The organism is Caulobacter sp. HJHS_5 (assembly GCF_056683955.1).
Genome location: NZ_JBWZNC010000003.1, coordinates 161944 through 185504 on the forward strand (window position 1 = coordinate 161944; position 23561 = coordinate 185504).

Here is a 23561-nt window from a genome sequence, read left to right on the forward strand (position 1 = left end):
CCGACGCTATAGGCAGCGCCGCGGGCCGCAAGGCGCATTGCGCGGCGGGGTCGGTTTGGTCTAACCCCGCTCGAAGATTGACGAGGACTTAGGCGATGCAAGGCCTGGTGACGGTGTTCGGCGGTTCGGGCTTCATCGGCCGGGCCACGGTGCGGGCTCTGGCCAAGGCCGGATGGCGGGTGCGCGCGGCGCAACGCAATCCGGGTCGCGGCTACCGCCTGCGCATGCTGGGCGACGTCGGCCAGATCGAGGTGGTGCAGGCCAACCTGCGCGACGACGCCTCCATCCTGCGCGCCCTCGAAGGCGCCGAGGTGGTGATCAACCTCGTCGGCGTGCTCTACGAGTCCGGCCCGCAGAAATTCGCCCTGCACGGCGAGGCCGCCGGCCACTTGGCCCAGCTGGCCAAGAGCAAGGGCGTGAAGCGCTTCGTGCAGATGTCGGCCCTGGGCGCCGACGCGGACAGCCCCTCGGCCTACGCCCGTAGCAAGGCGGCCGGCGAGGCGGCGGTGAAGGCGGTCTACCCCAAGGCCGCGATCGTGCGCCCCTCGGTGGTGTTCGGCCCGGAAGACGACTTCTTCAACAAGCTCGGCGAGATGGCCGCCATCCTGCCGGTGGTTCCTCTGCCCGCCGGCGGCGAGACCAGATTCCAGCCGGTGTTCGTCAACGACGTCGCCGCCGCGCTCGCCCAGCTGGCCGGGAATGATGCTGGCGGGACCTACGAGCTGGCCGGCCCGGCCACCTTCACCTTCCGTGAGGTCGCCGAACTGGTGCTGCGCGAAACCGGCCGTCGCCGCGCCCTCCTGCCCCTGCCCGGCCCGCTCAGCGGCCCGGTCGCCCTGCTGGGCGACATCCTCGCCTTCGTCGGCGTCAAGCCGCCGCTGACGAGCGACCAACTGCGCCTGCTGGCGGTCGACAACATCGCCTCCGGCCAGGCCCCGGGCCTCGAAGCCCTCGGCATCGCCGCCACCCCGGTGGAAGCCATCGTCGACAGCTACCTCTACCGCTACCGCCACGGCGGCCAGTACGCCGACATGGAAGCGACGTCGGCGGCTTAGCCGCGATGCGAGGGCGACGCCGCCCTCAGTGCGCGAAGGTCAGCAGCAGCAGGCCGCCGGCGCCGACGATGATGCGCCACCAGCCGAACAGGCCGTAGCCGCGCTTGGCCACGAAGCCGAGCATGGTCTTGATGACCACCAGGCCGGAGATGAACGACACCACGAAGCCGACGGCGATCAGGCCGGCGCTGTCCATGTTGATCAGTTCGCGGCTCTTGTAGAGATCGTAGGCGAAGGCCGCGACCATGGTCGGGATGGCCAGGAAGAAGCTGAACTCGGCCGCCGAGCGCTTGTCGCCGCCGAGCAGCAGGGCGCCGACGATGGTCGAGCCCGAGCGCGACACCCCCGGGATCATCGACAGGCACTGGAACAGCCCGATGCCCAGCGAGGTCAGCCAGGGATACTTCATCGAGTCCTTGAAGCGCGGCTCTGGGGCGAAGCGGTCGATGACCAGCAGCACCACCCCGCCGATCAACAGCGACCAGCAGATCACCGCCGGGCTTTCGAACAGCACCGCCTTGATGAAGTCGTGCAGGGCAAGGCCCAGCACCACGGCCGGCAGGAAGGCGATCAGGATCGACAGGGCGAAGCGCCGCGCCTCGGCCGAGGTCGGCAGGCCGACCAGCACCGACCACAGTCGCTGGAAGTAGAGCGCCACCACCGCGAGGATCGCGCCCAGCTGGATCAGCACCACGAAGGTGTCCCAGGTCGGCCCCTGCAGGCCCATGGCGGTCTTGGCGAGAAGAAGGTGGCCCGTGGAGGACACCGGGATGAATTCGGTGAGGCCCTCGATGAGTCCGAGGACGATGGCGCTGAGCCAGTCGGGCATGGGCAAACTACCGTTGGTCAAAATGGTTGACTGATAACCGTTATCACCCTGCCAAAAACACGGCTGTTTCGCCAAACGCCGTGCAAAAATGGTCGAATGATTTTACTATCGCGTTTTCGAGCTGAGACTTTGCCGCTTTATGCCGCCGACAATCGCGTTTTCCCTGGAAAGCGCCTCGAGGGGAAGCGGCATGGCCGAGCGCATGTTGAAATTCACCGTCGTCCAGCGGCAAACGCCCGATAAGCGCGCCGCCGAGACCCGGTCTGGCGATTTCCACGAAATCTACGCCGATTTCATTGACGCCAAGGCGAAGGAGCAGGCGTCGCGCTGCTCGCAGTGCGGCGTACCGTTCTGCCAATCGCACTGCCCGCTGCACAACAACATCCCCGACTGGCTGCGGATGACCGCCGAAGGCCGCCTGGAGGAAGCCTACGCCCTGTCGCAGGCCACCAACTCCATGCCGGAAGTCTGTGGCCGCATCTGCCCGCAGGATCGCCTGTGCGAAGGCAATTGCGTGATCGAGCAATCGGGCCACGGCACCGTGACCATCGGCTCGGTCGAGCGCTACCTGACCGACAAGGCCTGGGAGAACGGCTGGGTGAAGCCGCTGCAGGCCCGCGCCGAGCGCGGCCAGTCCGTCGGCATCGTCGGCGCCGGCCCCGCCGGTCTGGCCGCCGCCGAGCGCCTGCGCGAGGAAGGCTACAAGGTCACCGTCTACGATCGCCACGACCGCGCCGGCGGCCTGCTGATCTACGGCATCCCCGGCTTCAAGCTGGAGAAGGACGTCGTCGAACGCCGCACCAAGAGGCTCGCGGACGGCGGCGTCGTCTTCAAGCTGGGCTTCGAGGTCGGCCGTGACGCCAGCCTCGCCGACCTGCGGGCCGAGCACGACGCCGTGCTGATCGCCGTCGGCGTCTACGCCGCGCGCGAACTGACCACCCCCGGCGCCGGCTCCACCGGCGTGGCCGCGGCCCTCGACTATCTGATCGCCTCCAACCGCCGCAGCCTTGGCGACGCGGTCGACGCGCCGCACCTCGAAGCGGCCGGCAAGGACGTGGTCGTGGTGGGCGGCGGCGACACCGCCATGGACTGCGTGCGCACCGCCGTCCGCCAGGGCGCCAAGTCGGTCACCTGCCTCTATCGCCGTGACAAGGCCAATATGCCGGGCTCGATGCGCGAGGTGGCCAACGCCGAGGAGGAGGGCGTGACCTTCGAATGGCTGGCCGCCCCGCGCGCCGTGCTGGGCGAGGCCGACCACGTCGCCGGCGTCCGCTCGGCCCGCATGCGCCTTGGCCCGCCCGACGCCTCCGGCCGTCAGTCGCCCGAGGAAATCGAGGGCGCCGACTTCGAAAAGCCGGCCCAGCTGGTCATCAAGGCCCTCGGCTTCGAACCGGAGGACCTGCCGACCCAATGGTCCGCGCCGGACCTCAAGACCACGCGCTGGGGCACGGTGAAAGCCGACCTGCGCACCCTGCAAACCAACCTGGACGGCGTGTTCGCCGCCGGCGACATCGTTCGCGGCGCCTCGCTGGTCGTCTGGGCCATTCGCGACGGCCGCGACGCCGCCGAAGCCATGCATCGCTACCTGCGCGCCAAGGTCGAAGGCCCCGCGCTGGCGGCCGCGGAGTAATCGACATGACCGATCACACCTCCCTGCCTGAAGGCATGAGCGCCGCCGAATACACCACCGCCTACGAGGCGGTGCGCGAGCGCCTGTTCGAGGCCAACGGCTACGACATCACCGCCCAGCACGACGCCTGTGGCGTGGGCCTCGTCTGCTCCATCGACGGCAAGCCGCGCCGTGAAGTGGTCGAGCTCGGCATCAAGGCCCTGAAGGCCATCTGGCACCGCGGCGCGGTCGACGCCGACGGCAAGACCGGCGACGGCGCCGGCATCCTGCTGTCCGTGCCGCAGGACTTTTTCGCCGACCAGGTGAAGCGCACGGGCCACGCCCTGCGTCCCGGCCCCATCGCCGTGGGCCAGGTGTTCCTGCCGCGCAACGACCTCGGCGCTCAGGAAGCCTGCCGCACGATCGTCGAGGCGGAAGCCCTGCGCTTCGGCTTCTACATCTACGGCTGGCGCCAGGTGCCGGTGAACATCGCCGTCATCGGCGAGAAGGCCAACGCCACGCGTCCGGAAATCGAGCAGATCATGCTGGCGCCGCCCGCCGGCCTGGAAGGCGAAGCGCTGGAGCGCGCGCTCTATCTGTGCCGCAAGCGGATCGAGAAGCGCGCCCACCAAGCCAACCACGTGGGCTTCTACCTGTGCTCGTTCTCGGCCAAGAGCCTGATCTACAAGGGCATGTTCCTCGCCGAGCACATCGACGAGTTCTACCCCGACCTGCGCGACGAGCGTTTCCACGCCGCGGTGGTGATCTTCCACCAGCGCTATTCGACCAACACCTTCCCGGAATGGCGCCTGGCCCAGCCGTTCCGCATGCTGGCCCACAACGGTGAGATCAACACCGTCAAGGGCAACATCAACTGGATGAAGAGCCACGAGATCAAGATGGCCGCCCAGGCCTTCGGCGATTTCGGGGACGACGTGAAGCCGGTCATCCTGCCGGGCGGCTCGGACTCGGCGGCGCTCGACAACACCTTCGAGGTGCTGGTCCGCGCCGGCCGCGACGCTCCGATGGCCAAGGCCCTGCTGATGCCGGAAGCCTGGAACGGCAAGACCGACGAGCAGATGCCGCCGTCGCACAAGGCGCTCTATTCCTACTGCAACGCCGTGATGGAGCCGTGGGACGGCCCGGCCGCCGTCTGCGCCACCGATGGCCGCTGGGTCGTGGCCGGCAAGGACCGCAACGGGCTTCGTCCCCTGCGGGTCGCGCAGACCGACGACGGCATCCTGATCGTCGGCTCGGAAGCGGGCATGTGCGGCGTCGCCGACAGCCGCATCGTCAAGAAGTCGGCCATCGCCCCCGGGCGCATGATCGCCGTCGACCTGATGGAGGCCAAGCTCTACTCGGAAGACCACATCATCGACCGCCTGGCCTCGTCCCACCCCTATACGGAGTGGCTGGGCAACATGGTCGATCTCGAGAAGGAGATCCTGCCGGGTCCCGAGCCGCGCCGCGCCTTCGGCGAGGAGCTGGTTCGCCGCCAGTTCGCCGCCGGCCTGACGCTGGAAGACATGGAGATGGTCCTCGCCCCCATGGTCGAGGACGGCAAGGAAGCCGTCGGCTCGATGGGCGACGACGCGCCCCTGGCCGTGCTGTCGGACAAGTACCGTCCGCTCAGCCACTTCTTCCGTCAGAACTTCAGCCAGGTGACCAACCCGCCGATCGACCCCCTGCGCGAGACGGGGGTGATGAGCCTGAAGACGCGGTTCAAGAACCTCGGCAACATCCTGGCGCAGGACGCGGCCCAGGCCGACGTCTATGTGCTCAACAGCCCGGTGATGACCACCGGCATGTACGACCGCATCATCGGCCATCTGGGCGAGAAGAGCGTCGCGATCATCGACTGCACCATGCCCCTGCCGGCCGACGAAGCGCGGCAGGGTGACGCCCTGCGCGCCAACCTCGACCGCATCCGCGCCGAGGCGGAGGACGCGGTGCTGCGCGGCTGCGGCGCCATCGTCCTGACCGACACCGAGTCGGGTCCGGACCGCGTCGCCCTGCCGATGATCCTGGCCACCGGCGGCGTGCACGCCCACCTCGTCTCCAAGGGCCTGCGCTCCTACGTTTCGATCATCGTCCGCTCGGCCGAATGCCTCGACACCCACTACTTCGCGGTGCTGGTCGGCGTCGGCGCCACGGCGGTCAACGCCTGGCTGGCCCAGGAGAGCTTCCTGGACCGCATGGAGCGCGGCCTGCTGGGCGAGCGCACGCTTCGCGACGTGTGCCTGAACTTCAAGGGCGCCATCGAGGCAGGCCTGCTGAAGATCATCTCCAAGATGGGCATCAGCGTCATCTCGTCCTATCGCGGCGGCTACAACTTCGAGGCCGTCGGCCTGTCGCGCGCCCTGGCCGCCGAGTTCTTCCCCGGCATGCCTTCGCGCATCAGCGGCATCGGCCTGGCCGGTCTGGAAAGCAAGGCGGTGGAGATCCACCGTCGCGCCTGGGAATCGGCGGCGGTCACCCTGCCGGTCGGCGGCTTCTACAAGTCGCGCCGCGCGGGCGAGGCCCACGCATTTGAAGCCCGGCTCATCCATACGCTGCAATCCGCCTGCGACACCGGCGACTACGAGACCTACAAGCGCTGGAGCGACGGCCTGCGCGGCGCCAAGGCGATCCAGCTGCGCGACCTGCTGGACTGGCGCAGCGACCGCCCGGCCGTGAACGTCGACGAGGTCGAGAGCGTCAACGAGATCCGCAAGCGGTTCCTGACGCCCGGCATGTCCATGGGCGCGCTGGCGCCGGAGGCGCACGGCGTCCTCAACATCGCCATGAACCGCATCGGCGCGAAGTCGGTGTCGGGGGAAGGCGGCGAGGACGAGGCCCGCTACAAGCCGCTGCCGAACGGAGACAACCCCAACTCGGCGGTCAAGCAGGTGGCCTCGGGCCGGTTCGGCGTCACCGCCGAATACCTGAACCAGTGCCGCGAGATCGAGATCAAGGTCGCCCAGGGCGCCAAGCCCGGCGAAGGCGGACAGCTGCCCGGCTTCAAGGTCACGGAGCTGATCGCGCGCCTGCGCCACGCCACCCCCGGCGTGACCCTGATCAGCCCGCCGCCGCACCACGACATCTACTCGATCGAAGACCTGGCTCAGCTGATCTACGACCTGAAGCAGATCAACCCGATCGCCCGGGTGACGGTGAAGCTCGTCTCGGCCACCGGCATCGGCGCCATCGCCGCCGGCGTCGCCAAGGCCAAGGCCGACGTCATCCTGGTGGCCGGCCACGTGGGCGGCACGGGCGCCAGCCCGCAGACCTCGGTGAAGTTCGCCGGCGGTCCGTGGGAAATGGGCTTGTCGGAAGCCAACCAGGTGCTGACCCTGAACAACCTGCGCCAGTCGGTGGTGCTGCGCACGGACGGCGGCATCCGCACCGGCCGCGACGTGGTCATCGCCGCCATGCTGGGCGCCGAGGAATACGGCATCGGCACCGCCAGCCTGATCGCCATGGGCTGCATCATGGTGCGCCAGTGCCACTCCAACACCTGCCCGGTGGGGGTCTGCACCCAGGACGAGGACCTGCGCAAGAAGTTCACCGGCACGCCGGAGAAGGTCATCAACCTCTTCAGCTTCATCGCCGAGGAAGTGCGAGAGATCCTGGCGGCCCTGGGCTTCCGCAGCCTGCAGGAGGTCGTCGGCCGCACCGAACTGCTCGCCCAGGTGAGCCGCGGCGGCGAACACCTCGACGACCTCGACCTGAACCCCCTGCTGGTGAAGGCCGACGTCGGCGGCGGCAAGCCGTACTGCACCGTGGAAGGCCGCAACGCCGTGCCGGACACCCTGGACGCCCAGATCGTGCGCGACGCGGCCCCGTTGCTCGAACGCGGCGAGAAGATGCAGCTGACCTACACCGTGCGGAACACCGCCCGGGCGATCGGTTCGCGCACCTCCAGCCACATCGTGCGCAAGTTCGGCATGAAGGGCCTGGCCCCCGGCCACCTGACCGTCCAGCTCAAGGGCTCGGCCGGCCAGAGCCTCGGCGCCTTCGCCGTCCAGGGCCTGCGCATCGAGCTGACCGGCGAGGCCAACGACTATGTCGGCAAGGGCCTGTCGGGCGCGACCATCGTGGTCAAGGCGGCGACGCACCTGGCCCAGCCGGAGCAGAACGCCATCCTCGGCAACACCTGCCTCTACGGCGCGACCTCGGGCCGCGTCTTCGCCGCCGGCCAGGCGGGCGAACGTTTCGCGGTGCGCAACTCGGGCGCCGTGACCGTGGTCGAGGGCTGCGGCGCCAACGGCTGCGAATACATGACCGGCGGCCAGGTGGTGATCCTCGGGCCGACCGGCGGCAACTTCGCGGCCGGCATGACCGGCGGCATGGCCTTCGTCTACGATCCGCACGGCCACTTCCCGGCCGAGTGTAACCCGGAGAGCGTGGTCATCGACCGTCTGCGTTCGTCGCATTGGGAAGGCGTGCTGAAGGCCCTCGTCGAAGAACATGCCGAGGAGACCCACAGCCGCTTCGCCAGCGAACTGCTGCGCGAATGGGACCGCGCCCTGCCGGACTTCTGGCAGGTCACCCCCAAGGAGATGCTGGGTCGCCTCGACGTGCCGCTGGCGCGCGAAGAGGCGATGTTCGAGCGCGCCTGATCCGAAAAATCGATGTCGCGCCCCTAGGGGGGTGCGACATCGACGCCCGCGTGGTGAACGGGCTCTTAACGGCTTTGGCGTTTAAGGTGGCGTCCAACTGCGTCGCACCACCGGCATGAGCCTCGAACGAACCCTCCATCACTTCCCGCTCGACCCCGCCTCGCGCCAGGTGCGCCTCGTGCTGGGCGAAAAGCGTCTGCCGTTCACCGACGTGGTGGTGCGCTACTGGGAAGGGCCGCGCGACTTCCTGGCCCTGAACCCCTCCGGCCTGACGCCGGTGCTGGTCGAGGCCCAGGGCGGCCGAAGTCTGACCGTCTGCGAGAACCGCGCGATCCTCGAGCATCTCGAGGAACAGACCCCTGAGCCCGCGCTGCTGGGCCGATCGCCGGAGGAGCGGGCCGAGGCGCGCCGCCTGCTCGAATGGTTCGACCGCAAGTTCAATTTCGAGGTCAACGGCCTGCTGCTGCACGAAAAGATGGAGAAGCGCGTGCTCGGCCTGGGCGCCCCCGACCTCGGCGCCCTGCGGCGCGGTCGCGAGGCCCTGCGCGCCCACATGGTCTATATCGAGGGCCTGCTCGAGGTCCGCGACTGGCTGGCCGGCCGCCGCCTGAGCCTCGCCGACTTCGCGGCCGCGGCGCACCTTTCGGTGATCGACTACTTTGGCGACGTGCCGTGGCGCGACTTTCCCAGCGCCAAGACCTGGTACATGAAGCTGAAATCCCGCCCCTGCTTCCGCCCGATCCTCGCCGACCGCTGGCCGGGTCTCGCCCCGGCGGCGTTCTACGACGACTTGGATTTCTGAGAATCTCCTGACTTCTCATCCCGAGCGCGCAGCGGACGGTCGAAGGATGCATGGCTGCACCGCCCTGCGTGCTTCGACAGCCGCCAAGGCGGCGGCTCAGCATGACGCAGCGTTTTGCCTTACAATCCTTTCGTGCCCTCTCCCCCCGACCCCCGCGCCCTGATCCGAACCGAAGCCCTCGCGCTCGGCTTCGACGTCGTGGGCTTCGCCTCGGCCGCCGATCCCTGGCCGGCCGGCGCGCGGCTGGCGGAGTTCGTCGAGGCCGGTCGGCACGGCGAGATGGAATGGATGGAGACGACGCGGGAGCGCCGCAGCCACCCCACCGCCATGTGGGGCGAGGCGCGCTCCGCCGTGGTGCTGGGGGTCAACTACGGGCCCGACCGCAATCCGCTGGACGTGCTGGAAGACCGGACCCGCGCGGCGATCTCGGTCTACGCCCAGGGCGACGACTACCACGAGGTGATTAAGAAGCGGCTCAAGCGCTTGGCCGGATGGATGCAGCGCGGCTTCGGCGGCGACGTGAAGGTGTTCGTCGACACCGCGCCCCTGATGGAAAAGCCTCTGGCCCAGATCGCCGGCCTCGGCTGGCAGGGCAAGCACACCAACCTCGTCTCGCGCGAGCTCGGCTCCTGGCTGTTCCTCGGCTCGGTGCTGACCAGCCTCGATCTGCCGACCGACGCGGCCGGCGATCAGCACTGCGGCGCCTGCAGCGCCTGCCTCGACGTCTGCCCCACCAACGCCTTCCCCGCGCCGTTCCAGCTCGACGCCCGGCGCTGCATTTCCTACCTGACGATCGAGCTGAAAGGGCCGATCCCGACCGAGTTCCGCCCCCTGCTCGGCAACCGCATCTACGGCTGCGACGACTGCCTGGCCGTCTGCCCGTGGAACAAGTTCGCCCAGACAGCGCGGGAGAGCGCCTTCCACGCCCGCGAGGCCCTGCGCGGGCCCCTGCTCGCCGAGCTCGCGGCCCTCGACGACGCGGCCTTCCGGGCGATGTTCTCGAAGAGCCCGGTCAAGCGCATCGGCCGCGACCGCTTCGTGCGCAATGTGCTCTACGCCCTGGGCAACAGCGGCAACGCAAGCTTGGCGGCGGTCGTCGTCCCGCTGCTGGGCGATCCCGATTCCGTCGTGCGCGGCGCGGCGGTCTGGGCGGCGCGGCGCCTGCTGGGCGAGGACGCCTTCAAGCTTAAGGACCTGGCCGAAAGCGACCGCGAAGTCCTCGCCGAATGGGCGGCCTAAGGCGCGTCCGCCAGCAGTTGCCGGATCGCCGTCCAGGCCTCCGGTTCGGTCAGTTCCGGCGCATGCCCGACGCGGGGAACCTCGACGTAACGCAGGTCCGGCGCCGCCTCGCGCATCTTCGCCGCGATCTCCTCGTCGACCAGATCGGACAGCTGGCCACGCACCAGCAAGGTCGGGCCGCAGGCGACGAGGCCCTTGAACAGCGGCCAGAGGTCCGGCGCCGGGCCAGTCGGCGCCGCCTTGAAGGGCGCGGAGATATCCGGGTCGTAGGCGAGGGCCAGGACGCCGTCCTCGCCCTCGTCGAACAGGCGCCGCGCGAAGCGGTCCCAGTCGTCGGTCTGGTAGTCGGGGAAGGCGACGCCGTTGATCATCGCGGCATAGGCGCCGGCCTGGGCCCAAGTCGTCACGGGTTCCCAAGCACCGTCTTTGGCGCCGACATAGCCGCCGATGCGCTTCAGGCCCACGGGCGACAGCTCCGGCCCGACGTCGTTGAGCACCGAGCCCGCCACGGCCTTCGGGTTCATCGCCGCCGCCACCATGGCGATCAGCCCGCCCATCGAGGTGCCGACGAACACCGCCCGCTCGATCCCCTGGTCGGCCATCAGCGCCAATACGTCGGCGGCATAGATCGGCGGCTGGTAGCGCATGGGCTCGGGGTCGCGCGCCGACAGGCCCCGGCCACGCACATCGACGGCGATCGTCCGCCGGCCCAGGGCCGCGATGCGCGGCGCAAGGTCCTCGAAATCGCGCGCGTTGCGGGTCAGGCCGTGGATGCAGATCACCGGCGTCGCCCCGCCGCCTGAGGCCGGGGCGTAGTCGCGGGCGTGGAGGCGAAGGCCGTCGGCGGCCGTCCAGTAGATGTCGGTGAACATGGCCAAGATGTAGCCCCCTCGCCAAGCGCCTGGCCAGCAGCGATAAGCGATGCGATGGCCGCCGCTTCCACCCTGCCCAAACCGCCCGCCGCGCCGGCCGTCAGCGTGGTGATCGTCGCCTATCAGAGCGGTCCGCTGCTGGCCGAGGCCGTGACGGGTCTGGCCGCCCAGACCTTCCGCGACTTCGAGGTGATCCTGGTCGACAACGCCTCGACCGACGGCGCGCCCCAGGCCGTCGCCGAGGCCCACCCGCACCTCCGGCTGATCGAGGCCGGCGACAACCTCGGCTTCGCCGCCGCCAACAACCTCGCCGCCCGCACGGCCAGGGGCCGCTGGCTGGCCCTGCTCAATCCGGACGCCACGCCCGAGCCCGAGTGGCTGGCCGAGCTGCTAGCCGCCGCCGCGCGCCATCCCGACGCCCGATGCCTCACCAGCCTGCAGCTCGACGCCGCCGATCCGACCCGCCTCGACGGCGCCGGCGATGTGATGACCAGCGCCGGCATCCCCTTCCGCGGCGGCTATCGTCGCCAGCGTCCCAAGGCGCTGGAGGAGGGCGAGGTGTTCAGCGCCTGCGGCGCCGCCATGCTGATCGACCGCCCGCTGTTCCTCGACCTCGGCGGCTTCGACGAGCGCTTCTTCTGCTACTGCGAGGACGTCGACCTCGGCTACCGCCTGCGCCTGGCCGGAGAACGCGTGCGGCTGGCGCCCAAGGCGGTGGTCCGCCACGTCGGCTCGGCGACCCTCGGCGTCCGCTCGGACTTCGCCCTGTTCCACGGCTCGCGCAACCGGGTGTGGACCTTCGTCAAGAACACCCCCTCGGCCATGTTGTGGTGGTCCGCGCCCCTGCACGCGGCGGTCACCGCCGGCCTCCTGCTGCTGCACCTTCGGCGGCGCGACGCCGGGCCGGTGATGCGCGGCATCCGCGCGGCGCTGAAGGATCTTGAGCCCGTGCTTGCCCAGCGACGGGCCATTCAGGCGGCGCGCAAGACACCGGCCATCGACATCCTGCGCGTCATGGCCCTCGACCCGGTGGCCTTCCTCGGCCGAAGGATCGTCATCCGCGGCTAGGCCTGGAGTTCCTCGATCAACCGCGCCATGAACGCCGCGCCGCGCTGCATCTGGCTGATCTCGACATACTCGTCCGGCTGGTGCGCCTGTTCGATCGAGCCAGGGCCGCAGATCACCACCGAGAAGCCCGCGCCCTGGAACTGGCCAGCCTCGGCGGCGTAGCTGACCACGCGGGGCGGGCCGTTGTCCCCGGCCAGGCGGCGGGCCAGGACCTCGGCGGCGCCGTCGCGCTCCGGCGCGAAGCCGGGCGTCTGGGAGCGGGTCTCGATGCGGACGCTGCACTCGGGGAAGCGGGCCTTGATCTCGGCGTCCATTCGCGCCGCCTCGGCGAAGAAGTCGGCCAGGATGGCTTTCGGATCGGCCGGCGGCGGGCAGCGCAGGTCGAACAGGAAGACGCACTCGCGGGCCAGGATGTTCACGGCCGTGCCGCCGTTCACCTGGCCGACCGTCAGGGTCGGGTAGGACGGCGCGAACAGGGAGGCCGGGTCCGCCTCGGCCGCCAGCCGCTCGGACAGGGCGACCAGGCGGCTCATCAGCTTGATGGCGACCATGTTGGCCGAAAGGCCCTGGCTCGGCAGGCTGGAGTGAGCCTCGCGGCCGGTCACGGTCACCCGGAAGGTGGCGATGCCCTTGTGACCGCTGACCGCCTGCATATCGGTGGGCTCGCCGACCACCACCGCCGAGATCTTGGGAAACTCGCGGGCGATCGTCGCGATCATGTCCGGCGCGCCCAGGCAGCCGACCTCCTCGTCATAGGAAAAAGCCAGGTGAGCCGGGCGGGCCAGCGGTGCGGCCACGAGGTCCGGCGCGGCGGCCAGGGCCAGGGCGAGGAACCCCTTCATGTCGCAGGTCCCGCGGCCGTAGAGCCGCCCGTCCTTCTCGGTCAGGGTCCAGGGATCGGTGCTCCACGGCTGGCCGTCGACCGGCACCACGTCGGTGTGGCCCGAGAGCACGACGCCGCCGTCGACCTTCGGGCCCAAGGTGGCGACGAGGTTGGTCTTGTGCCCGTCGGGGTTGGGCACGCGACGCGTCTCGACCCCGAGGTCGGCGAGATAGGCCTCGACCCACTCGATCAGGGCGAGGTTCGAATTGCGCGAGGTGGTGTCGAAGGCGACCAGGCGGGCGAGGATGTCGACGGCGCGTTGGGCCAGGGCTTCGGTGGACGTCATCGCCGAACTCTAGACCTCGTTCGGCCGCCCCGCCACGCCTCGCGGACACGCAAACAGGGCGCGAACGCCCAATCGCCGAGCAGCCGGGCATGACAGAGGCCCGGTAGGAACGCTAAACAGCCTCCGCTATGATCCTGACCCTCTCCTGCCCCGACCGCCCCGGCATCGTCGCCCGCGTCTCGACCTTCCTGTTCGACGCCGGCTGCAACATCCTCGACGCGCAGCAGTTCGACGACCAGGAGACCGGTCGCTTCTTCATGCGGGTGGTGTTCGATCCAGCGCAGTCCAATGTCGCAGACCTGCGTCTCAGCTTCGCTGAGATCGCCGCCGCCTTCTCGATGACCTGGCGCATGCGCGACCGGGCGGTGCGACAGAAGGTGCTGATCCTCGCCTCGCGCTTCGACCATTGCCTCAGCGACCTGCTCTACCGCTGGCGCATCGACGAGCTGCCCATGGACGTGGTCGCCGTGGTCTCCAACCACCCGGCCGACAGCTTCCCGCACGTCGACCTTTCCGACCTGCCCTTCCACCACCTGCCGATCAGCAAGGAGACCAAGCTGGAGCAGGAAGCGGCGCTCTGGACCCTGATTCGCGAGACCGGCGCCGAGCTGGTCGTGCTCGCCCGCTACATGCAGGTGCTGTCGGAAGGCCTTTCGGCCAAACTCGAGGGGCGCTGCATCAACATCCACCACTCCTTCCTGCCGGGCTTCAAGGGCTCCAAGCCCTACCACCAGGCCCATGCGCGGGGGGTGAAGGTGATCGGGGCCAGCGCCCACTACGTGACCGGCGACCTCGACGAGGGTCCGATCATCGAACAGGACGTCGAGCGCATCAGCCACCGCGACACGCCGGAAGACCTGATCCGCAAGGGCCGCGACATCGAACGCCGCGTCCTGGCCCGCGCCGTGCGCTGGCAGCTGGAGGACCGGGTGCTGCTCAACGGCCGCAAGACGGTGGTGTTCACGGACTGAGGAGCGAAATCCTCGTGCTTCGAGGCTCGCCATGCTCGCACCTCAGCATGAGGATTTCGAGTGAGACGCCGAGCCTCAAGCAGTCCTCATGCTGAGGCGCCCGCGTGAGCGGGCCTCGAAGCACGAGGACGGCCCCACTATCAGCCGCCCTGCGGCGACACGCCCAGCAGTTCGATGCGGAAAATCATCACGCTGTTGGGCGGGATCGGCCCCTTGGCCTCGGCGCCGTAGCCGAGCTCCGGCGGCACCCACAAGGTCCATTCGTCGCCGGCCTTCATCTGCTGCAGGGCCTCGACCCAGGCCGGCACGAGCCCGCGCAGGGGGAAGACCGCCGGCGCGCCACGGTCGTAGGAGCTGTCGAAGACGAAGCCGTCGGTCAGCTTGCCCTCGTAGTGCACCTTCACCAGGTCCTGCGGCCGCGGATTGGGGCCTTCGCCCGGCCCCTGGCGCACGATCTTGTACTGCAGGCCGTCGGGAAAGCTTTTCACGCCCTCGGCCTTTGCGTTCTCGGCCATGAAGGCCTTGGCCTTGGTCAGGTTGGCGTCCGCGTCGGCGCGGCTTGCGCCCTCGCGCTTTCCGCAGGCGGCCAGAATGAAAGCGGTCAGGGAAGAGAGCACTAGTCGCCGATTCATCGAAACACTCGGTTAGGTTCTGGACCGGCATAGGCCGTACTGGCACGCATAGCGTCAACCGGCATGGCGTAAGTCTTGCTGGCTCGCGGGGGCGAGCAAAAGGTTTGGAGAACGATCGATGAGTCAGAAGCGCGTCCGTAAAGCGGTGTTGCCGGTGGCGGGTCTGGGCACGCGGGTGTTGCCCGGCACCAAGACGACCCCCAAGGAGCTGCTGAACGTCGTCGACCGGCCGATCCTGTCCTACATCGTCGAGGAAGGCCGCGCGGCCGGCATCGAGCACTTCGTCTTCGTCACCGGCCGCTCCAAGGGCGCCATCGAGGACTACTTCGACCACCAGGTGGAGCTGGAGGCCCAGCTGGCCGCCAAGGGCAAGACCGCCATCCTCGACCAACTGCTCGCCGAGCTGCCGAAGCCGGGCGAGATGAGCTTCGTGCGCCAGATGGCCCCCTTGGGCCTGGGCCACGCCGTGTGGTGCGCCCGCGACATCATCGGCGACGAGCCGTTCGCGGTAATGCTGCCGGACGTCATCGTCGACGCCGAGACCGCCTGCCTGAAGCAGCTGATCGACGCCTACGAGACCGTCGGCGGCAACCTGATCGGCGTCGAGCCGGTGCCGGACAGCGAGTGCCACAAATACGGCGTCGTCGATCCCTCGGGAGACGCCTCGGGCCCGCTGGTGGCCATGAAGGGCATGGTCGAGAAGCCGCCGACGGGCACGGCCCCGTCCAATCTCTCCATCGCCGGCCGCTATATCCTGCAGCCGGAAATCTTCCCGATGCTGGCCAAGCAGGGCAAGGGCGCCGGCGGCGAGATCCAACTCACCGACGCCATGGCCGCGCTGATGGGCGAGCAGGCCTTCCACGCCTTGGCCTATCAGGGCGTGACCCACGATTGCGGCGACAAGATCGGCCTGTTGCGCGCCAACGTCGGCCTCGCTCTGAAGCGCGCCGACCTCGGCGAGGCGGCTCGCGCCGCCATCACCGCGCTGCTCTAAAAGCCGATCAGCCCACGGTGCGAGGCGGGTAACCGACCTCGCGCAGGGCGTCGACGATCTCCTGGGTGTGGGCGGCGTCGCGGGTTTCGATCAAGAGGTCGAACTCCGCGCCCTTCGCCGGCACGTCGAGCGCCAGGCGGTTGTGCGCCACCTCGATGATGTTGGCGCCCTGCTGGCCGATCACGGTCGAGACCGTGGCCAGCAGGCCCGGCCGGTCGTCGCCGATGATCCGCAGCGAGACCAGGCGCTGGGCGCGCACCAGTTCGCGGGTCAGCACGCCGGTCAGCAGGCGGGTGTCGATGTTGCCGCCGGTGAGGATCAGGCCGACCTTCTTACCGCGGAAGCGCTCCGGATAGGCCAACAGCGCCGCCAGCGACGCGGCGCCCGCGCCCTCGGCGATGGTCTTCTCGACATTGGCGTAGAGGCTGACCGCCTGCTCCAGATACGGCTCTTCCAGCAGCAGCACGTCCTCCAGCAACGGACGGACCGTGGCGTAGGTCAGGTCGCCCACGCGCTTGACCGCGATGCCCTCGGCGATGGTGTTGCCGCCGCCAGCCGGGGCGTTCATGCCGCGCATGCGAGCGGTGAACGACGGATACATCGCCGGCTCGCAGCCGATAACGCGGATTTCGGGATTGATCGCCTTGGCCGCGGTGGCGACGCCGCTGATCAGGCCGCCGCCGCCGATCGGCACTGGCAGGATTTCCAGGTCCGGCACGTCCTCCAGCATTTCCAGCGCGATGGTGCCCTGGCCGGCCATGACGTCATGGTCGTCGAACGGGTGGACGAAGGTCAGGCCGCGCTCTTCCTGCAGGCGGCGGGCGAAGGCCGAGGCGTCGTCGTAGCTGTCGCCCTCCATCACCACATTGGCCCCGAAGTCGCGGGTGTGCTGCACCTTCACGAACGGGGTCGAACGCGGCATGACGATGGTGGTGGGCACGCCGAGGCGCGCGCCATGGTACGCCAGCCCCTGGGCATGGTTGCCGGCCGAGGCGGCGATGACGCCCCGCGAACGCTCTTCCTCGCTGAGCAGCAGCAGCTTGTTCAGCGCGCCGCGCTCCTTGTAGGCGGCGGTGAACTGCAGGTTCTCGAACTTCACCCACACCTCGGCGCCGGTGATCTGCGACAGGGTGCGCGAATAGCGGCAGGGCGTGCGCTCGATCTGGCCCGCGAGACGGGCGGCGGCGGCGCGGATAGTGTCGAGAGAAAGGGTCATGGTCGTGGCGGTCTAGCGGGCGCTTGGCGGCGCCGCAATGTCACGACGTCGAAACGCCGCGACCAGGTTCAGCGAAGGGCGCGCAGAACGTCGAGGCGACGCATGGCCTTGCCGGGGATTTCCGACACCTTGCCGAGCGGCAGGCGCTCGGCGGCGTGGCGCACGCCATAGGCCGCCTGACGCAGGAAGGTCACCGGCGAGGGCACGCCGACGAAGCCGTGGGCCACCGATTGCACAGCGTTGGCCAGCTCGCGCTTGAAGCGATAGTCGCCGGCTCCAAGGTCGAGACGGCGGTAGGGGGTCTCATCCATCCAGCGCAGGATGTGCTGGAACAGCAGTAGCCCCGGCGAATGCTTCTCGAAAGCCGCGTTGTGCGCGATCAGCCAGCCGTGGATCGTGTGGCGGCCGTGCAGGTGGAAATGCGCCGCCGCCAGCTCGCCGCCGTAGTGCAGGGTGAACAGAACGCCGCCGAAGTCCGGATCGCGGCTGTTGAACAGGTCGCGGACCAGACGGTTGACCCATGACGAGGCGAAGATGTCGGTCTGGCCGGTGGCGTTCAACTGCTCGCGCTTCCAGGCGATCAACTGGTCGAAGTCGGTGCGCGAGCGCGAGAAGGCGGTGAACTCCGGCGCGCCGAGATCGCGCTCGGCCTTGCGGCCCTTCTTGTCGAGGTCCTTGATGATGCCGACCCCGGCCGCCTTGCGCTGCGCCGCCCAGGCCTCGTAGCCGTCGCGAGCGTCGATGATCCAGCTGTCGACCGCCCCGCGCAGGTGAGGAAAGAAGGCGGGCTGCTCGCTGAGCATGTGGGTGAAGTCGTAGCGCGCCACGCCGAGGGCCTGGACCAGCCGACGCGGGTCGACCTCGGCCTCGGGCGCGGCGATCAGCCCTTGATAGTCGCACATCGGCGCCCCGGCCGGGATGGCGGTGATCGCGCCGACCCGGGCGCCCATGAAGCCCTGCAGGCCTTCGCCGTCCGACATCACCGCGACGCGCACCCGCGTGCCGCCGCCCTGCCGCTCCACTTCAGGGGCCTGGGCGCGCGCCACCGCCCGCGCCCAATGGGGCGACAGGAACGGGCTGTCATAGGCCAGCGCCTGCTCCTGCAGCGCGCTCCAGCGCGCGACGGCGGAGGCCGACAGGTCCAGCGGATTGATGACGTCGATGTCCACGCTTCGGTCTCGGTCGAGCCTTTGGAACAAGATCGGTGCGCGGCTCTTACGCCCCCAACACTTGAGGTAAGGTTTAGAAGCCGGGCGTCTTCGGTTAGAAGTCGAGATCAGATGAGCACACACCCGTTCTATTCGCTCTACGCCCAGGGTTTCGCGCGTGTCGCCGCATGCACCCCACGCGCGGTCATCGCCGATCCGGCCGCCAACGCGGCGGCCCACATCGCCCTGGCGCGCGAAGCGGACGCGGCCGGGGCGGCGGTGGCGGTGTTCCCCGAACTCGGCCTCTCGGCCTACGCCATCGACGACCTGCACCTGCAGGCGACGGTGATCGCCGCCGTCGAGACGGCCCTCGCCGAGGTGGTGGAGGCCAGCAAGGCCCTGACGCCGGTGATCGTGCTCGGCGCGCCGGTGCGCCGCGGCGGCCGGCTGTACAATTGCGCGGTCTTCATTCACCGCGGCCGCATCCTCGGCGTGACGCCCAAGAGCTTCCTGCCCAACTATCGCGAGTTCTACGAGAAGCGCTGGTTCGCCTCGGGCGTCGACTCCGTCGGCCTCGACGTGCGCCTCGCCGGCCAGACCGCGCCGTTCGGCGTCGACCTGATCTTCCAGGCCGAGGACCTGCCGCACCTGACCCTCCACGCCGAGATCTGCGAGGACCTGTGGTCGCCCGCCCCGCCAAGCCAGCACGGCGCCCTGGCGGGGGCGACCCTTCTGCTCAACCTCTCGGCCAGCAACATCGTCATCGGCAAGGCCGACGTGCGCCGCACGCTCTGCATGGCCCAGTCGAACCGGCTGATGGCGGCCTATGTCTATTGCGCGGCCGGCGTGGGGGAATCGACCACCGACCTGGCCTGGGACGGTCAGGCTTCGGTCTATGAGCTCGGCGAGGAGATCGCGGTCGGCGAACGCTTCGCCCTCGACCCCCGCATCCTGCTGGCCGACGTCGATCTCGAACGCGTCCATCTGGAGCGCCTGCGCACCGGCACCTTCCACGACTCGGCCCGCGCCGAGGGCGAGCCGGAGCAGCTGTTCCGCACCGTCGAGTTCACTCTCGATCCGCCGAAGGGCGATCTCGGCCTCAAGCGCGACCTCGCCCGGTTCCCCTTCGTGCCCGCCGATCCGGCCCGCCTCGATCAGGACTGTTACGAGGCCTACAACATCCAGGTCCACGGCCTGATCCGCCGCCTGGAGGCCACCGGCTCGAAGACCGTGACCATCGGCGTCTCGGGCGGCCTCGACAGCGCCCACGCCTTGATCGTCGCGGCACGCGCCTTCGACCTGATGGGCAAGCCGCGGTCCGGCATCCTCGGCTTCACCCTGCCAGGCTTCGCCACCGGCGCGGCCTCCAAGGGCTACGCCTGGGACCTGATGCGCGCCCTGGAGATCACCGCCGAGGAGATCGACATCAAGCCCGCCGCCCTGCGCATGCTGGCAGACCTCGATCACCCCTATGCCCGTGGCGAGCCCGTCTACGATCTCACTTTCGAGAACGTGCAGGCCGGCCTGCGCACCGACTATCTGTTCCGCGCGGCCGGCCAGCGCGGCGGCCTCGTGGTCGGCACCGGCGACCTTTCGGAACTGGCGCTCGGCTGGGCGACCTATGGCGTCGGCGATCACATGAGCCATTACAACGTCAACGCCGGCGTGCCGAAGACCCTGATCCAGCATCTGATCCGCTGGACGGCCGGCCTTTCCGATTTCAAGCCGCAGGTCGGCGCCGTCCTCAACGCCATCGTCGCCGCCGAGATCAGCCCGGAATTGAAGCCCGCCGAGAACGGCCAGGCCCAGTCGACCGAAAGCGTCGTCGGCCCTTACGCCCTGCAGGACTTCAGCCTGTTCCACATCGCCCGCTACGGCCAGCGCCCCAGCAAGGCCGCCTTCCTGGCCTGGCACGCATGGAAGGACGCCGGGACCGGCCTGTGGCCCCCGGCCATCCCGCTGGAGGACCGCGTCGCCTACGACCTGCCGACCATCAAGCGCTGGCTGGCCGGCTTCTGTCGCCGCTTCTTCCAGACCGCCCAGTTCAAGCGCTCGGCCATGCCCAACGGCCCGAAGGTCTCGGCCGGCGGCGCTCTCTCGCCGCGCGGCGACTGGCGCGCGCCGAGCGACGGGGCGGCGACGGCGTGGCTGGCCGAACTGGAGGCCGGGGTTCCGGGCTGACGGCATGACCCTCGGGCTGCTCGCCTTCCAGCTTTGGGGCCTCTTCATGCTCAGCTGGTGGCTGGCCGCCTTCTGGGTGTCTCGGGGAAAGGCCAACGCCGGTCGCGGGCGGGTCGCCGCCTGGAACATCGGCTGGGGCGTGGGCTTCGCCCTGCTGTTCAGCACCTGGTCCACCCTGCGCGGCCACGACCTCCCCGCCGTGCTCGCCTCGCTCTGGCGCACCCCCGAGCCCGCCGCCGCCGGGCTTCTGGCCGTTGAAGTCGCGGGATTCGCCTTCGCCTGGTGGGCGCGGATTCACATGGGCCGTCTATGGTCGGGCGGCGTCGAGGTGCGCGAGGATCACCGCGTGGTCGACACCGGTCCCTTTCGCCTGGTTCGGCACCCCATCTACACCGGCTTCATCCTCGCGGCCTGGGGCCTGGCGCTGATCCTGGCCGCCCCCGTAGGCCTCGCGGGCGCCGCCTGGCTGACCGGATTGATGATCCTCAAGTCCCGCGCCGAGGAGCGCTTCCTACGCCAGGAACTGGGGGCCGAGACCTATGACGCCTACGCCGCGCGAACGCCGCAGATCCTGCCCGTCGTGGGTTGGCGCTGATCCAGAACGCCGGCGGCCCCCCATCAAACCGCGTCGAACTCGCTGACCAGATGCCCCGGCGCCACCTCGCGCAGCGCCGGAACATAGAACGGCTGACCCGGATCGACCGGCAGTTTCGAGGGGAGGAACCGCAGGGCGGCGGCCGGATTCATCGGGCTGGGCGGCTCGCCGGAAAGCTTCACCCGCATCCGCGAGCGCTCGCGCGCCGGATCGGGGATCGGAACCGCCGACAGCAGCGCCTTGGTGTAGGGATGCTGCGGGTGTTCGTAGAGCCGCTGGCGCGAGCCCGCCTCCATCACCCGCCCCATGTAGAGCACCATCACCCGATGACTGATCTCGCGCACCACCGCCAGATCGTGGCTGATGAAGATCATCGCCATGCCGAGGTCGGCCTGCAGGGCGATCAACAGGTCGATGATCTGCGCCCGGATCGAAACATCGAGGGCGCTGACCGCCTCGTCGCAGACCACCAGCTTCGGTTTCAGGATCATCGCCCGGGCGATGCCGACCCGCTGGTTCTGCCCGCCGGACAGCTCGTGCGGATAGCGGTTGATCAGGGCCTCGGCGAGGCCGACCCGCTGCATCATCGCCCGCACCTCGACCTCGGCGGCCCGGCGGCTCAGGTCCGGCCGGAAGGCGCGCAGGGGCTCGGCGATGGAGTCGCCGATGGTCATGCGCGGATCGAGGCTGGCGAGCGGGTCCTGAAAGACGATCTGCAGATCGCGTCGCGCCTTGCGGAGGGCGTCGCGGTCGGCGTGGGTGATGTCCCGCCCCATGACGGTCACGGCGCCGGCGGTGGGCGGCGCGAGATTCAGCACCGCGCGCGCCAGGGTCGACTTGCCCGAGCCGCTCTCGCCCACCACACCCAGGGTCTCGCCCTGCCGCACCACGAGATCGACGCCGTCGACGGCGCGCAGCATCTTCGATCGGCGAAACAGGCCCTGCGGGATCGGGAACCAGACCTTCACCGCGCGCGCCTCGACCACCACCGGGGCGTCCTCGGGAGCCGGCGGCAAGGTCGGCCGACCGCCGCGATCGTCGCGATCCAGGCGCGGAATGGCGGCGAGCAACCCCTGGGTATAGGCCGCCTTGGGCGCGGTGAAGACCTCGGCGACCGGGCCTTCCTCGACATAGGCCCCGTCCTTCATCACGCAGACGCGGTCGGCCAGGCGGGCGATGACGCCCATGTCGTGGGTGATCAGCACCATCGCCGTCCCCGTCTCGCGCATCAGCTCGGCCATCAGGTCGAGAATCTCGGCCTGGACGGTGACGTCGAGCGCCGTGGTCGGCTCGTCGGCGATCAGCAGCTCCGGCCCGCAGGCCATGGCGGCGGCGATCATCACCCGTTGGCGCATGCCGCCGGATAGCTCATGCGGATACTGCCGCATCCGCCGCTCCGGCTCGGGGATGCGCACCCGCTTCAGCCACCCCAGCGCCCGCGCCTCGGCGGCCTTGCGCGACAGGCCGAGATGCACCCGCAGGGGCTCGGCGATCTGCTCGCCGATCCGCACATGCGGCGTCAGGGCCGTCAGCGGATCCTGGAAGATCATGGTCATCTTGCAGCCGCGCAGCCGATTCAGCGCGCGCGGCTTGAGGCCCAGCAGCTCCTGGTCGCGAAAGCGGGCCGAGCCGGTCGCCCGGCCGTTGCCGGCCAGGAGGCCCATCACGGCCATGAAGGTCTGGCTCTTGCCCGAGCCGCTTTCGCCCACCACCCCCAGGCACTCGCCGCGACGCACGGTCAGCGACACGCCCCGCACCGCCTGAACCGCCCCCTCGACGGCGTCGAACGTCACCGTCAGGTCTTCGAGGGTGAGAACGGGCGTGCTGTCGGCCAACGGCGGTCTCCGGCGAGCGCCGAGCCTAGACCCGCCGAGCAGCGCTTGCCTAGCGGATGAAGCTCAGCGCCTTGACGATCTCCGGCGCGAGCGCCTTGGCGATCACCTTCACGCCCTCGGCGTTGGGGTGAATGCCATCCCCCTGGTTCAGGCGCCGCACGCCCATGACTCCCTCCAGAAGGTCGGGAAAGAACGGCAGGCGGTTGTTGCGGGCGGTCTCGGTGAAGGCGCTGTAGAAGGCTGCGGCATAGGCCCGTCCCAGAAACTTCGGCGCCTTGATTCCGGCCAGCACGATCGGTTCGCCCCGCGTCTTCAGGTGGGCGACGATGGCCTCGAGGTTGGCGCGGGTGATGGTGGGATCGAGCCCCTGCAGCAGGTCGTTGCCGCCCAGCGCCACCACCCAGAGATCGGCCTCGGCGTCGGTCAGCAGATTGAGACGAGCCAGGCCCAGGGCGGTGGTGTCGCCCGAGACGCCCAATGGACGGACGCGGGCCGTCGAGCCGAGGCGGGTCATTTCAGCCTGCAGCTGGGTCGGCAGGGCGGCCGCCATCGGCAGGCCGAAGCCGGCAGTGATCGAGTCGCCGAGCAGGGCGACGGTGCGGGGACGCGGCGGCGCGGGCGCCTTCCGGCGGGATTGGGCCAGGGCCGGAGCGCCGGTCGCCGCGGCGACGAAGGCTCCCAGCACGGCGCGGCGGTCGGTTTTGTCGTCGAAGCTCATGATCTCCATGTGGGCCCGGCAATCCTT

General features: G+C 69.5%; 18 protein-coding genes. 10 read left to right on the top strand and 8 right to left on the bottom strand.

The window, feature by feature from the left end:
• Window positions 1–95: 95 nt before the first annotated feature.
• The gene (locus ACFLIT_RS07000) at window positions 96–1055 is read left to right on the top strand and encodes a complex I NDUFA9 subunit family protein (protein WP_479910489.1); all 960 of its coding nucleotides are present in this window, start codon (window positions 96–98) and stop codon (window positions 1053–1055) included.
• Window positions 1056–1080: 25 nt separating this feature from the next.
• Here ACFLIT_RS07000 and ACFLIT_RS07005 read toward each other — a convergent pair whose 3' ends face one another.
• Window positions 1081–1884, bottom strand: coding sequence for an undecaprenyl-diphosphate phosphatase (locus ACFLIT_RS07005; RefSeq protein ID WP_479910490.1), 804 nt, complete (start codon window positions 1882–1884; stop codon window positions 1081–1083).
• Between the two features lie 190 nt (window positions 1885–2074).
• Between ACFLIT_RS07005 and ACFLIT_RS07010 the strand changes: the two genes are divergently transcribed.
• From ACFLIT_RS07010 to queG, 4 genes are all read left to right on the top strand, one after another.
• Window positions 2075–3514 carry an NAD(P)-dependent oxidoreductase gene (locus ACFLIT_RS07010; RefSeq protein ID WP_479910491.1) on the top strand — a complete coding sequence of 480 codons (1440 nt, stop codon included), beginning with the start codon at window positions 2075–2077 and terminating at the stop codon, window positions 3512–3514.
• Window positions 3515–3519: 5 nt separating this feature from the next.
• Window positions 3520–8094, top strand: coding sequence for a glutamate synthase large subunit (gene gltB / locus ACFLIT_RS07015; protein ID WP_479910492.1), 4575 nt, complete (start codon window positions 3520–3522; stop codon window positions 8092–8094).
• A gap of 115 nt (window positions 8095–8209) precedes the next feature.
• Window positions 8210–8896, top strand: coding sequence for an FtsZ-binding protein FzlA (gene fzlA / locus ACFLIT_RS07020; RefSeq protein ID WP_479910493.1), 687 nt, complete (start codon window positions 8210–8212; stop codon window positions 8894–8896).
• A gap of 132 nt (window positions 8897–9028) precedes the next feature.
• Entirely contained in the window at window positions 9029–10135 is a 1107-nt protein-coding gene (gene queG / locus ACFLIT_RS07025) for a tRNA epoxyqueuosine(34) reductase QueG (RefSeq protein ID WP_479910494.1), read from the top strand.
• Here queG and ACFLIT_RS07030 read toward each other — a convergent pair.
• Window positions 10132–11013 carry an alpha/beta fold hydrolase gene (locus ACFLIT_RS07030; RefSeq protein ID WP_479910495.1) on the bottom strand — a complete coding sequence of 294 codons (882 nt, stop codon included), beginning with the start codon at window positions 11011–11013 and terminating at the stop codon, window positions 10132–10134. The genes queG and ACFLIT_RS07030 overlap by 4 nt on opposite strands.
• A 48-nt stretch (window positions 11014–11061) precedes the next feature.
• Here ACFLIT_RS07030 and ACFLIT_RS07035 point away from each other — a divergent pair, with 48 nt between their 5' ends.
• The gene (locus tag ACFLIT_RS07035; RefSeq protein ID WP_479910496.1) at window positions 11062–12075 is read left to right on the top strand and encodes a glycosyltransferase family 2 protein; all 1014 of its coding nucleotides are present in this window, start codon (window positions 11062–11064) and stop codon (window positions 12073–12075) included.
• Here the strand turns inward: ACFLIT_RS07035 and argE are convergent.
• Window positions 12072–13244 (bottom strand): acetylornithine deacetylase, encoded by a 1173-nt coding sequence (gene argE / locus ACFLIT_RS07040; RefSeq protein WP_479910497.1) that lies wholly within the window; start codon window positions 13242–13244, stop codon window positions 12072–12074. The genes ACFLIT_RS07035 and argE overlap by 4 nt on opposite strands.
• 128 nt (window positions 13245–13372) lie before the next feature.
• Here argE and purU point away from each other — a divergent pair, with 128 nt between their 5' ends.
• The gene (gene purU, locus ACFLIT_RS07045) at window positions 13373–14215 is read left to right on the top strand and encodes a formyltetrahydrofolate deformylase (RefSeq protein WP_479910498.1); all 843 of its coding nucleotides are present in this window, start codon (window positions 13373–13375) and stop codon (window positions 14213–14215) included.
• Between the two features lie 140 nt (window positions 14216–14355).
• On the opposite strand, the gene ACFLIT_RS07050 is transcribed toward purU, so the two are convergent.
• Complete coding sequence (locus ACFLIT_RS07050; protein ID WP_479910499.1) at window positions 14356–14847, bottom strand: FKBP-type peptidyl-prolyl cis-trans isomerase; 492 nt, start codon at window positions 14845–14847, stop codon at window positions 14356–14358.
• Window positions 14848–14965: 118 nt separating this feature from the next.
• Between ACFLIT_RS07050 and ACFLIT_RS07055 the strand changes: the two genes are divergently transcribed.
• On the top strand, window positions 14966–15841 hold the full coding sequence (locus tag ACFLIT_RS07055; RefSeq protein WP_479910500.1) for a UTP--glucose-1-phosphate uridylyltransferase: 876 nt from the start codon (window positions 14966–14968) through the stop codon (window positions 15839–15841).
• A 7-nt stretch (window positions 15842–15848) separates the two neighbouring features.
• Here ACFLIT_RS07055 and ACFLIT_RS07060 read toward each other — a convergent pair whose 3' ends face one another.
• The gene (locus ACFLIT_RS07060) at window positions 15849–17057 is read right to left on the bottom strand and encodes a threonine ammonia-lyase (protein ID WP_479910501.1); all 1209 of its coding nucleotides are present in this window, start codon (window positions 17055–17057) and stop codon (window positions 15849–15851) included.
• 68 nt (window positions 17058–17125) lie between these two features.
• Entirely contained in the window at window positions 17126–18226 is a 1101-nt protein-coding gene (locus ACFLIT_RS07065) for a GNAT family N-acetyltransferase (RefSeq protein ID WP_479910502.1), read from the bottom strand.
• 111 nt (window positions 18227–18337) lie between these two features.
• On the opposite strand from ACFLIT_RS07065, the gene ACFLIT_RS07070 reads away from it, so the two are divergent.
• Window positions 18338–20386, top strand: coding sequence for an NAD(+) synthase (locus tag ACFLIT_RS07070; protein WP_479910503.1), 2049 nt, complete (start codon window positions 18338–18340; stop codon window positions 20384–20386).
• A gap of 4 nt (window positions 20387–20390) precedes the next feature.
• Entirely contained in the window at window positions 20391–20981 is a 591-nt protein-coding gene (locus tag ACFLIT_RS07075; RefSeq protein WP_479910504.1) for a methyltransferase family protein, read from the top strand.
• Between the two features lie 23 nt (window positions 20982–21004).
• Here ACFLIT_RS07075 and ACFLIT_RS07080 read toward each other — a convergent pair whose 3' ends face one another.
• Together ACFLIT_RS07080 and ACFLIT_RS07085 are read right to left on the bottom strand one after the other, a co-directional pair.
• Entirely contained in the window at window positions 21005–22816 is a 1812-nt protein-coding gene (locus ACFLIT_RS07080) for an ABC transporter ATP-binding protein (protein WP_479910505.1), read from the bottom strand.
• 49 nt (window positions 22817–22865) lie between these two features.
• The gene (locus tag ACFLIT_RS07085) at window positions 22866–23534 is read right to left on the bottom strand and encodes an arylesterase (protein WP_479910506.1); all 669 of its coding nucleotides are present in this window, start codon (window positions 23532–23534) and stop codon (window positions 22866–22868) included.
• Window positions 23535–23561: the final 27 nt, after the last annotated feature.